Annotated in this window: 13 protein-coding genes and 2 pseudogenes; 11 read left to right on the forward strand and 4 right to left on the reverse strand. The window is 50.0% G+C overall.

All coding sequences use genetic code 11. The features are described 5' to 3' along the window. Nucleotides 1-90 precede the first annotated feature (90 nt). The 5 genes and pseudogenes from trpD to BN1044_RS21965 all read left to right on the forward strand — a co-directional run. Nucleotides 91-1086: pseudogene (gene trpD / locus BN1044_RS24335) on the forward strand (anthranilate phosphoribosyltransferase); the annotation flags it as partial. A gap of 2 nt (nucleotides 1087-1088) precedes the next feature. Beyond that, the gene (gene trpCF, locus BN1044_RS21950) at nucleotides 1089-2477 is read left to right on the forward strand and encodes a bifunctional indole-3-glycerol-phosphate synthase TrpC/phosphoribosylanthranilate isomerase TrpF (protein WP_072310473.1); all 1389 of its coding nucleotides are present in this window, start codon (nucleotides 1089-1091) and stop codon (nucleotides 2475-2477) included. 29 nt (nucleotides 2478-2506) lie between these two features. Further along, entirely contained in the window at nucleotides 2507-3697 is a 1191-nt protein-coding gene (trpB, locus tag BN1044_RS21955) for a tryptophan synthase subunit beta (RefSeq protein ID WP_072310474.1), read from the forward strand. Further along, complete coding sequence (trpA, locus tag BN1044_RS21960) at nucleotides 3697-4503, forward strand: tryptophan synthase subunit alpha (protein WP_040044829.1); 807 nt, start codon at nucleotides 3697-3699, stop codon at nucleotides 4501-4503. Before trpB ends, trpA begins: the two co-directional genes overlap by 1 nt. Nucleotides 4504-4713: 210 nt before the next feature. Further along, nucleotides 4714-5028, forward strand: a complete 315-nt coding sequence (locus tag BN1044_RS21965; protein WP_025796889.1) for a BON domain-containing protein — start codon at nucleotides 4714-4716, stop codon at nucleotides 5026-5028. 185 nt (nucleotides 5029-5213) lie between these two features. On the opposite strand, the gene ompW is transcribed toward BN1044_RS21965, so the two are convergent. Continuing rightward, nucleotides 5214-5852, reverse strand: a complete 639-nt coding sequence (ompW, locus tag BN1044_RS21970) for an outer membrane protein OmpW (RefSeq protein WP_072310475.1) — start codon at nucleotides 5850-5852, stop codon at nucleotides 5214-5216. 296 nt (nucleotides 5853-6148) lie between these two features. On the opposite strand from ompW, the pseudogene BN1044_RS21975 reads away from it, so the two are divergent. After that, nucleotides 6149-6556 (forward strand): annotated as a pseudogene (locus BN1044_RS21975) (YkgJ family cysteine cluster protein). Nucleotides 6557-6674: 118 nt separating this feature from the next. Further along, a complete protein-coding gene (locus tag BN1044_RS21980; RefSeq protein ID WP_025796895.1) occupies nucleotides 6675-7427 on the forward strand; it encodes a YciC family protein in 753 nt (250 codons plus the stop codon). An 85-nt stretch (nucleotides 7428-7512) separates the two neighbouring features. Here BN1044_RS21980 and BN1044_RS21985 read toward each other — a convergent pair whose 3' ends face one another. After that, the gene (locus tag BN1044_RS21985) at nucleotides 7513-9285 is read right to left on the reverse strand and encodes a SulP family inorganic anion transporter (protein WP_072310476.1); all 1773 of its coding nucleotides are present in this window, start codon (nucleotides 9283-9285) and stop codon (nucleotides 7513-7515) included. Nucleotides 9286-9514: 229 nt separating this feature from the next. Between BN1044_RS21985 and BN1044_RS21990 the strand changes: the two genes are divergently transcribed. Together BN1044_RS21990 and yciA are read left to right on the forward strand one after the other, a co-directional pair. After that, nucleotides 9515-10060 carry a septation protein A gene (locus BN1044_RS21990; protein ID WP_072310477.1) on the forward strand — a complete coding sequence of 182 codons (546 nt, stop codon included), beginning with the start codon at nucleotides 9515-9517 and terminating at the stop codon, nucleotides 10058-10060. A gap of 63 nt (nucleotides 10061-10123) precedes the next feature. Continuing rightward, a complete protein-coding gene (gene yciA / locus BN1044_RS21995) occupies nucleotides 10124-10552 on the forward strand; it encodes an acyl-CoA thioester hydrolase YciA (protein WP_072310478.1) in 429 nt (142 codons plus the stop codon). A gap of 74 nt (nucleotides 10553-10626) precedes the next feature. Here the strand turns inward: yciA and BN1044_RS22000 are convergent, their stop codons facing one another. Continuing rightward, on the reverse strand, nucleotides 10627-11304 hold the full coding sequence (locus BN1044_RS22000) for a TonB family protein (RefSeq protein ID WP_072310520.1): 678 nt from the start codon (nucleotides 11302-11304) through the stop codon (nucleotides 10627-10629). A 395-nt stretch (nucleotides 11305-11699) separates the two neighbouring features. Here BN1044_RS22000 and BN1044_RS22005 point away from each other — a divergent pair, with 395 nt between their 5' ends. Further along, nucleotides 11700-11996: a YciI family protein gene (locus BN1044_RS22005; RefSeq protein ID WP_025796906.1), complete on the forward strand. Its 297-nt coding sequence runs from the start codon at nucleotides 11700-11702 to the stop codon at nucleotides 11994-11996. A 552-nt stretch (nucleotides 11997-12548) separates the two neighbouring features. Beyond that, complete coding sequence (locus BN1044_RS22010) at nucleotides 12549-13040, forward strand: Dps family protein (protein WP_072310479.1); 492 nt, start codon at nucleotides 12549-12551, stop codon at nucleotides 13038-13040. A gap of 49 nt (nucleotides 13041-13089) precedes the next feature. On the opposite strand, the gene BN1044_RS22015 is transcribed toward BN1044_RS22010, so the two are convergent. Next, nucleotides 13090-13266, reverse strand: a complete 177-nt coding sequence (locus BN1044_RS22015; protein ID WP_071603101.1) for a YciY family protein — start codon at nucleotides 13264-13266, stop codon at nucleotides 13090-13092. Nucleotides 13267-13352: the final 86 nt, after the last annotated feature.

The following is a 13352-nucleotide window of genomic DNA, read 5'->3' on the forward strand; positions in this document are numbered from 1 at the left end:
TATAAACAAAATCAAAAGACTAACTTATAAAGAATTGACGGAGTAAACACCATGCAAGCCACATTGATCAAACCAACCATTTTTACGCATCAGCCTATTTTAGAAAAACTGTTCAAATCGCAGTCGATGACGCAAGAAGAAAGCCACCAGCTATTTGCCGCCATCGTGCGCGGTGAATTAGAAGACAGCCAGCTGGCAGCGGCGCTGATTAGCATGAAAATGCGCGGTGAACGTCCTGAAGAAATCGCGGGGGCCGCTAGCGCCCTATTGGCTGATGCTCAACCGTTCCCGCGCCCAGACTATGACTTTGCGGATATCGTAGGCACCGGCGGCGACGGCACCAACAGCATCAATATCTCTACCGCTAGCGCTTTTGTCGCGGCCAGCTGCGGCGCTAAAGTGGCTAAACACGGCAACCGCAGCGTTTCCAGCCGTTCAGGATCGTCTGATTTATTGCAAGCCTTCGGCATTCGCTTAGACATGAGCGCCGAAGATTCACGCCAAGCGTTGGATGATTTAAATGTCTGCTTCCTGTTTGCACCGCAGTATCACACTGGTTTTCGCCACGCGATGCCGGTTCGCCAACAGCTGAAAACCCGCACCATTTTTAACGTGCTCGGCCCACTGATTAACCCAGCGCGCCCGCCTAAGGCCCTGATCGGCGTTTACAGCCCTGAATTGGTATTGCCGATTGCTCAGGCGCTAAAAGTTCTGGGTTATAAGAATGCCGCCGTGGTTCACGGTGGCGGGATGGACGAAGTTGCCATTCACGCACCGACGCAGGTGGCTGAGTTAAACAACGGTGAAATCGAAAGCTATCAGCTTTCTCCGCAAGATTTTGGCTTACCGAGCTATTCGCTGAATGCGTTACAAGGTGGAACCCCAGAAGAAAACCGTGACATTCTGGCGCGCTTATTACAAGGTAAAGGTGATGCAGCGCACGCTGCGGCAGTCGCCGCTAACGTTGCTTTGCTGCTGAAATTGTTCGGTCAGGATAATCTGCGCCACAACGCGCAACTGGCACTGGAAACCATCCAAAGCGGAACAGCATTTGAGCGAGTGACCGCATTGGCAGCACGAGGCTGAGTATGTTGCAAGGTAATCTTTCCCCACAGAAGCAAGAAACCGTATTAAATCGCATCGTTCGCGATAAAGCCGTCTGGGTTGAAGCACGTCAATCCCAGCAGCCTCTGGAGAGTTTCCGCGGGAGCATTGGGCCGTCATCGCGTTCGTTTTACGACGCGCTAGCAGGCAACCGAACCGCGTTCATTCTGGAATGCAAAAAAGCCTCGCCGTCAAAAGGCGTGATCCGTGAAAACTTTAATCCGGTTGAAATCGCCACCTTATACCGTGACTTTGCTTCGGCAATCTCGGTGCTAACTGACGAAAAGTATTTTCAGGGCGACTTCGACTACCTGCGTCAGGTCAGCGCCACCGTTCATCAACCGGTATTGTGTAAAGACTTTGTGATTTCCGAGTATCAAATCTATCTGGCCCGCCATTACCAGGCCGATGCGATTTTACTCATGCTCTCGGTATTAGACGATGAGCAGTATCAACATCTGGCCGCCGTGGCTCACAGCTTAAACATGGGCGTATTAACAGAAGCCAGCAATGAAGAAGAGCTGGATCGCGCTATCGCCTTGAAGGCCAAAGTCGTCGGTATCAATAACCGCGACCTACGCGATCTGTCAATTGATTTAAACCGCACGCGCCAAATGGCACCGCGTCTGCCGCAGGGTGTTACCGTGATTAGCGAATCAGGCATCCATACCTACAGCCAGATCCGCGAACTCAGCCACTTTGCCAACGGATTCTTGATTGGCAGCGCGTTGATGTCTGAGCCTGATTTAAGTTTGGCGTTACGCCGCGTGCTGCTGGGTGATAACAAAGTCTGCGGCCTCACTCGCGCCGAAGATGCCGCCACTGCCTACAACGCCGGAGCCGTATACGGCGGTTTGATTTTCGTTGGCAGCTCGCCGCGCTACGTTGACATCACTCAGGCACGTGAAGTGATTGCCGCTGCGCCATTGAAATACGTTGGCGTGTTCCGCAACGCCAAACTGGAAACGGTGCGTCTCACCGTAGAGCGTCTCGCGCTGCATGCCGTTCAGCTTCACGGGGATGAATCACAGGAGTATATCCGCGAGCTTCGTCAGCTGTTGCCGGTTAACTGCCAGATTTGGAAGGCCATCAGCATCAGCGACCACATTCCTGCGCGTAATTTGCTGCATGTCGATCGCTATGTCTTCGATAACGGCAACGGCGGCACCGGCGAACCGTTTGATTGGAACCTGTTAGCCGGGAAAACGCTGGATAACGTCATGCTCGCAGGGGGTCTTAACGCCAGCAACTGCGTTCTTGCCGCGAAGCTCGGCAGTGCGGGACTTGATTTCAACTCTGGCGTAGAAACTGCACCCGGCATTAAAGATCAGCAAAAACTAGAAGCCGTATTTCAAACGCTGCGCGCTTATTAATTAAATCAATAATTAGGTTGGGACATACCATGACATTACTAAACCCCTATTTTGGCGAATTTGGCGGGATGTACGTTCCCCAGATCTTGATGCCAGCACTGAAGCAATTGGAAGAAGCCTTTGTCAGTGCTCAGAAAGATCCTGAGTTCCAAGCACAGTTCATCGATTTATTGAAAAACTATGCAGGTCGCCCTACTGCATTAACGCTGTGTCGTAACTTAACCAAAGGTACTAAAACCAAGCTATACCTGAAACGTGAAGACCTGCTGCACGGCGGCGCACATAAAACTAACCAAGTGCTGGGCCAAGCACTGTTGGCTAAGCGCATGGGTAAAACAGAAATTATCGCCGAGACAGGTGCTGGGCAACACGGCGTGGCTTCTGCGCTGGCCTGTGCCCTGCTCGGCCTAAAATGCCGCGTATACATGGGCGCTAAAGATATTGAGCGTCAATCGCCAAACGTCTTCCGTATGCGTTTAATGGGCGCTGAGGTTATCTCGGTGACCAGCGGTTCCGCTACGCTGAAAGACGCCTGCAACGAGGCGCTGCGCGATTGGTCTGGTTCGTACGACAAAGCGCACTACATGCTCGGCACGGCGGCTGGCCCACACCCATATCCAACCATCGTGCGCGAATTCCAGCGCATGATTGGGGAAGAAACCAAGGCGCAGATTTTAGGCTTTGAAGACCGTTTGCCTGATGCGGTTCTCGCCTGTGTCGGCGGCGGTTCGAACGCTATCGGCATGTTTGCAGATTTTATCGTCGAAGAATCAGTGCGTTTGATCGGCGTTGAGCCCGGTGGATTAGGCATTGAAACCGGACAGCACGGCGCACCGCTCAAGCATGGCAAAGTCGGGATCTACTTTGGTATGAAGTCACCGATGATGCAGACCGAAGAAGGCCAAATCGAAGAGTCTTACTCCATCTCTGCGGGCTTAGACTTCCCTTCTGTCGGCCCACAGCATGCTTATCTGAACAGCATTGGGCGCGCTGATTACGTGTCCATTACCGATGATGAGGCTCTGGATGCCTTCAAACGCTTGTCGCGTGAAGAAGGTATCATTCCGGCGCTGGAGTCTTCACACGCCTTGGCGCACGCATTAAAAATGATTGAGCAGGATCCAGATAAAGAACAACTGCTGGTGGTGAACCTTTCAGGCCGCGGCGATAAAGACATTTTTACCGTTAACGATATTTTGACTGCGCGGGGAGAAATCTAATGGAACGCTATCAACAACTGTTCGCTGAACTAAAGACCCGCAATGAAGGTGCTTTCGTTCCTTTCGTTACCCTTGGCGATCCCACTCCCGCGCTCTCTCTGGAGATCGTAAACACCTTAATCGACGCCGGTGCCGATGCGTTAGAACTGGGCATACCATTCTCCGATCCGCTGGCAGACGGCCCAACCATTCAGGACGCAACGCTACGTGCTTTTGCCGCTGGCGTGACGCCGACGCTCTGCTTTGAGCTGTTGGCTGAAATTCGTAAAAAACACCCGCAGATCCCAATTGGCTTACTGATGTATGCCAACTTGGTATTCCATAACGGAATTGACGAGTTTTATCAGCGCTGTGCCGAAGTGGGCGTTGATTCCGTACTGGTTGCCGACGTACCGATCGAAGAATCCATGCCGTTCCGTCAGGCCGCGTTACGCCACGGCATTGCCCCTATCTTTATCTGCCCACCGAACGCCGATGATGATTTGCTGCAAGGCATTTCCGCGCAGGGACAAGGCTACACATACCTGCTTTCTCGCGCCGGCGTTACTGGGGCAGAAACCAGGGCTCAACTGCCGCTGCATCATTTAGTGGCGCGTTTAGATGAGCTGAAGGCGCCTCCTGCGCTGCAAGGTTTTGGCATATCTGAACCTTCGCAGGTGAAAGAGGCTCTCGATGCCGGTGCCGCGGGGGCGATTTCTGGCTCCGCCATTGTTAAAATCATTGAGAAGAATCAGCACCAGCCCGATGTGATGCTGAAAAAATTACATGATTTCGTCAGTGGAATGAAAGCCGCGACTCGGCGTTAAGATAGCCGTATATAAACGCCGTATATAAACATAGCCTCAACAACCGTGCCGTATTCGTACCGCACGGTTTTTTTGTATTAGTAACGCTTACATATTGATAAGCCTGTTTTTTAAAAATGGATTATAGTAATTACGGATGACATGACGGCTAATCATTGGATTAGGTATTAAATCGGTCATTCTCACTATAAACAGCAAGGAGAGACATTGATGAAATGGGTTAAAGCGATTACCACTTTTTGCGCAGCGGCGATTTTTTCCGTTGCGTTGGCTGGCTGTGCGCCAACGGCCAAACAGGAAGGCACCGGCGGTTATATTGATGATACCGTTATTACAACTAAGGTGAAGTCTGCGCTATTGGCGGAGAAATCTCTCAAATCAACCGAAATCAGCGTTGAAACCTTCAAAGGCCGCGTTCAGCTGAGCGGTTTCGTTTCTTCTTCTGCTGACGCCAACCGTGCGGTTTCTGTCGCCAAAACGGTGAAAGGCGTTCGCGTTGTTGAAAACGATATGCGGGTTAAGTAACCGTTTTCGCGATCAAAAAAGGCGCTTAACGCGCCTTTTTATTGTCTGTAACTTTTGTCTGCTATCTGCGTCTGTAAAACTGACCGTTTTATTGACCCTGCTATACCCGTGATACTTCAAGCTGCCTACCCGTTGATTGCCCCCGTTCAAGTCGCTTGAAATATCTTGGGTATATACGCTTCTCGTTAGAAGCGATAGCCAACGGCAAACATAAATACAAATGGGTCGATGTGTGTATCGATGCTTTGCTTTTGGTTATTTCCATCTCTGAATTTGATGGTTGTATCAATATCCATGTACCACAGTGATGCGTTTATCATCCAGTCTTTATCAACCAAATAGTCCAAGCCCACCTGACCTGCTGCGCCCCAGGAATTATCCACGCTCAGATCGTGTAAACCTAAACTTTTGCCCGTGTTATTAAACTTCGCATCGTAGAAATTGGTGTAGTTAATACCTACACCGACATAAGGACGCAGCTTGTCTTCGGCCTTACCGAAATACCACTGAGCCATCAACGTCGGTGGCAATTGACGCGTCGACGCGATGTCACCCGTCGCCTGCAATCCCACCTTATGCTGGAACGGCGTTGCGCCCAGCAATTCAACACCAATGTTATCCGTGATTAAGTAGCTAAACGTTAATCCTAACTGGGTATCGTTATCGATCTTAAATCCGCCCAGTCCCATCACGTTATCACTGCTTTCCGTTGGACGTACCGTCGCGGTACCGGCACGAACAATAATATCACCCGCCTGATGAGCCATAGCGAAAGATGGTGCCAGCGTTGCTGCCACACATAGCGCAAGTGTAATTTTTTTCATCATCCCTTCCCTTTATATGGTTATCACTGCGTGCGGAAATATAACCAAAAAGGATGATGCGTGATCTAACACAGATCACATCAACGACATTGTTTTTCACAAAATGACATATATTAAACATGCATTAATTATATGATTTTACGTAAATTGATATGGATCAATTTTAACGAGTTATAAACATATCTCACGCATCTCAGCTAAGTTGATTGACGTAAAATTAACCTCGGGGTAGTTTTTCTGTTCCGATTGTTTTGGTTCGAAACCATAAGGAGTGGTGGGAAATCAAGATGAGTGACATGCCAACAATTCCAGCGATCTCACAGCATAATCCCTGCATCTCATGTGGTGCATGCTGCGGTTATTTCCGAGTGTCATTTTATTGGGCCGAAGCGGATGATGCCGGAGGCCTTGTACCGGCTTCGCTGACCGAACAGGTCAGCCCTTATATGCGCTGTATGCAGGGCACCAATACTAAAAAACCGCGCTGTGTGAACTTGCGCGGTGAAATTGGCCAACACGTCACGTGTTCTATGTATGAGAGCCGGCCCTCACCCTGCCGAGAATTTTCTCAATCCTAGGAGTTTGGAGAACGTAACGAAGCCTGCGAACGCGCCCGCGCCGCCTATGGGCTTGCCCCTCTGCCCTCAGCAAACGCCGAAGAAATCGCCAGTAAAATAGCGACGGGGTGCCACTTCCCCGGTTAACAGGGTACAATCGGCGCACATTGATTATTCTAAATCCCCTAATAATCTAAGACGGCTCCGATCCTGTAGCCGTTTTCTGTGAATTAGGGCGTCGTTGCAAATGCCAAGGAGCGCCTGCATGCCAATCACGGCCCGTACATTGTACCGTGACAGTTTTAACTTTTTCCGTCATCAGATAAGCACGCTGTGCCTGTTAGCGCTATTAACCGCATTTATTTCAGTGATCCTGAATCAGGCATTCACGCCGGGCGCAGACGATCTGAGTATTTTAGCCGGTGCCGACGGCACGCTAACGTCAGGTATGGGACTGCAAGAAATGGTGCAGCAGATGACACCAGAGCAACAAATGGTGCTGCTGAAAGTATCCGCTGCGGCCAGTTTCTCCGCGCTAATTGGTAATGTGCTGCTGCTTGGCGGCATGTTGGCGTTAATTCCATTGGTCTCCCAAGGACAGCGCCTTAGCGCACTGCGTGCGATTGGTACCTCTGCACCGATGCTGCCACGTCTGTTACTGTTAATGTTCCTGTGTACGCTAATGGTTCAGCTTGGTATTACCGCCTTTATCGTGCCGGGTATCGTATTGGCCGTTGGGCTGGCGTTAGCGCCGATGATTATGTCCGAAGAAAAAGTCGGCGTAATCAGAGCGATTCGCAGTAGCTTCCGCTTATCGTTCGCCAATGTGCGTTTAATTAGCCCAGCCATCATGCTATGGCTGGCGGCAAAACTGGCGCTGCTACTGCTGGTTGGCGTGCTCTCTGCGCTGCACCCAACCGTGGGTATGGTGATTATGGGTGCGCTGAGCAATCTGGTTTCCGCCATGCTGATTATCTATCTGTCTCGTCTTTATATGCTGGTGAGACAACCCGCTTAATCAATAACTGCTTAATCAATAACTGCTTAATCAATAACTGATAGCAAAATGGGAGCCACTGGCTCCCATTTTTTATGATGATGGTTTAGGGTTCTATTGGCGGTTGATATGGCATGCTCTTATCTTCAAGCGCCAGCACCTTAGTTTCGCTTGGCGGCGATGGTTCGCAGTTAACGCATTCGCTACTCTGAATAAACTTCAGCGCTAAATAGAGATCGGAAACAAACAACAGCCCTTTCTCTTCGCCCTTCGCTCGGTTTGCGCTGAACCAGCGTTTAAGATCGGTTCTTCTACCCGCTAAGACTAATTTGACGTTGCGCTGTTTTAAATCTCGTTTCAGTTCATCGATAGCTGAAATCACGCTGATATCGGGATAGGTAAAGCTAGCGACCGCATCAATTACCACCCAGCGCGGCTGGAAAGGCATGCCGTCAACCAAATTGAGGACTCGCCTTTTAAAATAGCTGACGTTGAAATAGGTTAGCGGCGAGTTAAAACGGTACATCAGCACGCCTTCGACGGCTTTAACCTGAGCCCCGTTGCCTAACGAATGGATCATGCCCTCTTCGTTCACGCCCAGTAGCTGTTCGGTTGGGCGAAACACGGTACGTAAAAACTGCAGCAGACCGAGTAAAACCGCCAGACCGATCCCCGGCATAACGCCGACTAACATCACGCTAGCAAAGGTAAACAGCGCCAAACGAAACGCCGGTGGATTGCGGCGACGCAGTTGAATAATCGTGCGGAAGTCCAGCAACGACCACGACGCATAAACTAACACCACGCCAAGAGCAGAAACTGGAATGTATTGCAGCGGAGAGGTAAAGAATAAAACTACCACGCCGATAACAATCGCCGCCACGATGGACACCAGCTGGCTTTTGCCACCGTTGGCATCGTTCACCGCCGTACGCGAGCTGGTGCCACTGATAGCAAAACCCTGAGACAAACCCGAGACTATGTTAGCTACGCCAAGCGCGCGGAACTCGGCATCGGCGTTAACCTCATAATTGTTTTTAGCGGCAAAGCTGCGCGCGGTCAGCATCAAACTCACAAAGCTAATCAGCGCTAGGTTAAGTGAAGGGATCACCAAGTCACGCAGCAAACCGGGTTGGAAGCTTGGCCATTGCACAATCGGCAAGCCGTCGCTGAATCCGCCAATCGTACGTATGCCGTGACGCGGTAATTCAAAGAGCCAAACCAGCAACATTGCGAGGCACATAGCGATGAGCGGCCCTGGCCAACTGGGGCGTAGTCGCCTCACGCCGATCAACACCGCCAACGTGAGCAGTGACAACAGCATGGTCGGCCAATGGCTTCCCAGCAAATCATACGGCAGCGAAAGCAAGCGTTCGATAAGCTCACGCGCTTTAGTTTGGAAGCCAAAAATTTTGCCTAACTGATCGACGATAATCGTTATTGTCAGACCGTTTAATAACCCGGTGAGAATGGGCCGCGACAGTAAATCAGCCAGCGCGCCAAGACGAAAACGGCTGGCGATCAAGCACCAACCGCCGGTCATCAGCGTCATCATGATGCACAGCTGCCATTGAAGCTCAGAGTTACCGGCGGCGAGCGGCGTCACAACCGCCGCGATCACCGCACAGGTAGCCGTATCCGGCCCCACGATGACCTGACGCGAGGAACCGAAAAGCGCATAGGCAATCATGGGGAACACGCAGGAATAGAGCCCAACGATAGCCCCAACGCCTGCTAAATCGGCGTAGGCAATCGCCACCGGCAAAGCCACGGCGGCAACCGAAAGCCCGGCACGAATATCACTTGTCAGCCACTCCCGCTGATAACCCATCAAGAGGGCTAAACCCGGCATCCAGCCGTTAATAAATTTCCATTTCATGTCGCTTACCTTCTTTACACGCCTGCTACATCATGCGTGTAAGCAACAAACTTATCAAGGTGATAGCAAGCATTATGCCATCTTGTAAGTATTTGCAAAAATAGCCGTCGTTGCATCCCACTCGGCGGCATTATGCGCGATAATGAAGGCAGGTACGCGTTAGGGTTTTAATGCCTCACCGCACTGAATCGGGTATAGTCGCTCGGTTAACTGATTTATGGACAGGTATATGAAGCAGCTTTTAGATTTTCTGCCCCTAGTAGTATTTTTTGTCTGTTACAAGCTTTATGACATTTACGTGGCCTCTGGCGCGTTGATCGCAGCCACTGCGGTAGCGCTAATCGTGACCTGGCTTAAATATCGTAAAGTAGAAAAAATGACGCTTATCACCTTCGTGATGGTCGCTATTTTCGGTACGCTGACGTTGGTATTCCATAACGATTTGTTTATCAAATGGAAAGTGACCGTTATCTATGCACTGTTCTCCATCGCGCTGCTGGTAAGCCAAATCGTACTGAAAAAACCGTTGATCCAACGCATGCTTGGCAAAGAAATTTCGCTGCCCGATATCGTGTGGTCACGTCTGAACGCGGCGTGGGCGCTGTTCTTTATGGCCTGTGGTATCGCTAACCTGTATGTGGCGTTCTGGATGCCGCAAAGCGTTTGGGTTGATTTTAAAGTCTTCGGACTCACAGCACTGACGCTGGTCTTCACGTTATTAAGCGGCGTATATATCTACCGTCATATGACTGAAGAACAAAAGCTCGGCAAATAAGGTTTTTCCTGAACGCAATCGGCTTCAGGGAAGTGGTAACTGAAAAGAATAAGACTGACATTTATGAACGAAAAACATCGTTTCCCTGAGGGAGAGCTTGTCCTTCGTACTTTGGCAATGCCAGCCGACACTAACGCCAATGGTGATATTTTCGGTGGCTGGATTATGTCGCAGATGGACATCGGCGGCGCAATTCTGGCAAAAGAAGTGGCTGAAGGACGTGTTGTTACCGTGGCGGTTAACGGTATCACCTTTTTAAAACCGGTCGCCGTGGGCGATGTGGTGTGTTGTTATGCACGCTGTATCCGCACCGGCCGCAGTTCCATTACTGTCAATATCGAGGTGTGGGTGAAAAAGGTGTCCTCTGACCCTATTGGACAACGTTACTGCGTCACTGAAGCCGTCTTTACCTACGTTGCAGTTGATGATGACAACAAGTCACGCACCTTGCCTGCGGGCAAAGAGAACTTCCGCGTTGGCTTCGACGATTAAGATCTTCGCGGCGATTTAAGCCTACAAAAAAGCCAGCCACACTGTGACTGGCTTTTTTATTGACCCTGAATCGATTATTGGATTTCAGTTTCACCCGACATGCGGAAGATAATCGTCTTAGTCAGTCCCTTCCCTTCACGACCCGTCGCAAAACGCCATTTCTTCAGCGCCTGTTTCACATCACGTTCAAACAAGTTGCGTGGCTCTGCGGAGATGATCTCCACGTTTGTCGTCCGCCCGTTACTATCAACGTCATAACGAACAACAACCTTACCTTCTAGTTTCAACGCAACGGCACGCGCTGGGTATATTGGCCTGACAATGCTTAGCGCCTGTGGGCCACTAGGTACTGCGGCAACCGCGGGTGCACTGGCGGTGTTGTTGCTCGCTTTCGTCGTTGATGTGCTGCTGTGCGTCGACGTGCTAGAGGCCGACGTTTCAGGCGACGTCACCGTGCGGGTTGGCGTCTCTTCACGCGGCTTTTCTTCAACCACTTTTTTCGGCTGAGGTTTAACGACCTCTTTCTTCACCGGTTTTGGTTTTGGCTTAATGACAGGTTTAGGCTCGGGCTTTGGTTCCGGCTTTGGCTCAGGCTCGGGTTTAGGCTCTGGCTTCGGCTCTTCTTTTGGCGGTGGCGGCGGAGCAGCCTCCGGTTTGGCATCAGGCTGAGGGATCGCGACAGGCGCCGGAGCGGCAAACATCGCAGGGTTAACCATTACCACATTGATCGGTTCCGGCTCCTCAGCGGGCATATGCAGCATTTCCTGCGCAGAGGCATACAGCAAACCAGCGATTAGCGTTGAATGCAACCCGATGGACAGCGTCGTTGGCCATGAAAGACGACGTGTCAGGAAAAACTTCTTCAGTGGTGATGTTTTCAGCGACAAAGTGTTAGCAACCTGGTTTGACGGATTGATTTAACCCAAATGTTCTTTACTCAATAAGCCGCAAGTTTAAATGCAAATAGCAATCATGTGCAATGTGCAAAGGCGCCCAGAGCGAAAGAAAACACCCAATTGGCGGATAAAACATCAACCGCACAAACTCCTTAACAGCAGGATAACAGCCTTATTGCACGCTACGCCCAGATGCCGTAACGTGATGTTGTTTGTATCACACTCTTTATACCAACAATCAGGATAGCCTCATGTTATATCTCATTTTCTCTCAGGATGTTCCCGACGCACTGGATAAGCGAATGACCGCACGCCCTGATCATTTGGCTCGCTTGCAGGTCTTACGTGATGAAGGACGTCTGCTGACCGCCGGTCCACTTCCTGCCATTGACTCTAACGACCCTGGTGCTGCCGGTTTCTTAGGTTCAGCCATCATTGCCGAATTTGAATCGTTAGAGCATGCCAAAGAATGGGCCGATGCTGACCCGTACGTCGCCGCTGGCGTGTATCAGGCGGTTACCGTGGTTCCATATAAGAAAGTATTTTAAAACAGAACGTTATTGCCAAATTCTGGATATAAAAAAGGCCTGCTTGCGCAGGCCTTCCTTAATTCAGAGAAGTGCATTTAGCGGGGCTACATGGAGATTCCATTGATAATGCTAAATGCGCTTTTCTGTCACAATCAAGTGATGCTGCGCAGTCTACCCTTAAACCTCGAGCCCCGCAACATCCTGATAATTAGTACTTATGAGTTATACAAATCGCTGATTCAAAAATGATGATTAAACCGTCAAAACGCTGAAAAAACGGGGTCTAATCGATGATAAAAGCAGCGTTTATCACTAGGATTTATCTATTTGTTTACAGCCTATTGCAGCTATTGATAAAAATGCCCGCCGGAGCCTAGACCTCAAACCACAACTCTGGCAGGATAGAACTCAAGGAAACACGGATAACTTATTGTTTATATAAGCCTGTTTTTTAGGTTGGATGATCCGGCGCGATGCTGGCAACCTTCTCCACCGCGCTAAGAGTCAAAAAATCGATATCGATTTATTACGGATGTTTCACTTTCACCGAATAATGAGGAATTCACGATTATGGCGACAACGAAAAAAGCGACAAAATCCCACATTGGTCTCGATACCAAACAATCTGCCAAACTGGCAGAAGACCTCAATAGCCTGCTCGGTAACTATCAAATTTTGTACATGAACGTACGCGGCTATCATTGGAATATCACCGGACCACAGTTCTTTGAACTGCACGTGAAATTTGAAGAAACCTACAACGATCTGCTGCTGAAGGTCGATGAGATTGCCGAACGTATCCTGACGCTGGGTTATCAACCGCGTCACGCGTTCAGTGAATATCTGAAAACAGCGGATATTAAAGAAGATACCAATGTGACCGACGATAAAGGTACGTTGAAAGGTCTACTGTCAGGTTATTCAATTCTGCTGACGCAGCAGCGTGAAATTCTGGCGTTGGCAAGCGAAGCCGGTGACGAAGGGACGTCTTCTTTGATGAGCGATTACATCAAAGAGCAGGAAAAACAGGTTTGGATGTTAAACGCCTATCTGGGCAAATAATCCCGCGTTAAGTTTTGCTCCAGCCCCGCAATGCGGGGCTGAATTTTTTCTACCACTCATAAGCCACAGAATACAGCAATGAACGATGATGCTGAATTTTGTGTAAGCGGCGAACACTATAGATGTGTCGGTTTCTGCGGGATTGGCCTTCTAACCAGCAACTGCGTCGACGGTGTACCTGACGCAACATACGCCAGCGCCCTACTTCATTTCTACTACGTCGCATGACAAACGTCTCTCTGGGTAAGTGCGCGGGCATTATAAACCTATAGTGATATTTGTCACACAATCGATTTGCTTTCTTCGTTTTAA

Origin of the sequence: Hafnia alvei (assembly GCF_900095695.1) — a bacterium.
Taxonomy (GTDB): Bacteria; Pseudomonadota; Gammaproteobacteria; order Enterobacterales; family Enterobacteriaceae; genus Hafnia; species Hafnia alvei_B.

Coding starts and splice junctions, on each gene's coding strand:
- trpCF (WP_072310473.1), top strand. CDS start 1,089: ATGTTGCAAGGTAATCTTTCCCCACAGAAGCAAGAAACCGTATTAAAT.
- trpB (WP_072310474.1), top strand. CDS start 2,507: ATGACATTACTAAACCCCTATTTTGGCGAATTTGGCGGGATGTACGTT.
- trpA (WP_040044829.1), top strand. CDS start 3,697: ATGGAACGCTATCAACAACTGTTCGCTGAACTAAAGACCCGCAATGAA.
- BN1044_RS21965 (WP_025796889.1), top strand. CDS start 4,714: ATGAAATGGGTTAAAGCGATTACCACTTTTTGCGCAGCGGCGATTTTT.
- ompW (WP_072310475.1), bottom strand. CDS start 5,852: ATGAAAAAAATTACACTTGCGCTATGTGTGGCAGCAACGCTGGCACCA.
- BN1044_RS21980 (WP_025796895.1), top strand. CDS start 6,675: ATGCCAATCACGGCCCGTACATTGTACCGTGACAGTTTTAACTTTTTC.
- BN1044_RS21985 (WP_072310476.1), bottom strand. CDS start 9,285: ATGAAATGGAAATTTATTAACGGCTGGATGCCGGGTTTAGCCCTCTTG.
- BN1044_RS21990 (WP_072310477.1), top strand. CDS start 9,515: ATGAAGCAGCTTTTAGATTTTCTGCCCCTAGTAGTATTTTTTGTCTGT.
- yciA (WP_072310478.1), top strand. CDS start 10,124: ATGAACGAAAAACATCGTTTCCCTGAGGGAGAGCTTGTCCTTCGTACT.
- BN1044_RS22000 (WP_072310520.1), bottom strand. CDS start 11,304: ATGCCCGCTGAGGAGCCGGAACCGATCAATGTGGTAATGGTTAACCCT.
- BN1044_RS22005 (WP_025796906.1), top strand. CDS start 11,700: ATGTTATATCTCATTTTCTCTCAGGATGTTCCCGACGCACTGGATAAG.
- BN1044_RS22010 (WP_072310479.1), top strand. CDS start 12,549: ATGGCGACAACGAAAAAAGCGACAAAATCCCACATTGGTCTCGATACC.
- BN1044_RS22015 (WP_071603101.1), bottom strand. CDS start 13,266: ATGCGACGTAGTAGAAATGAAGTAGGGCGCTGGCGTATGTTGCGTCAG.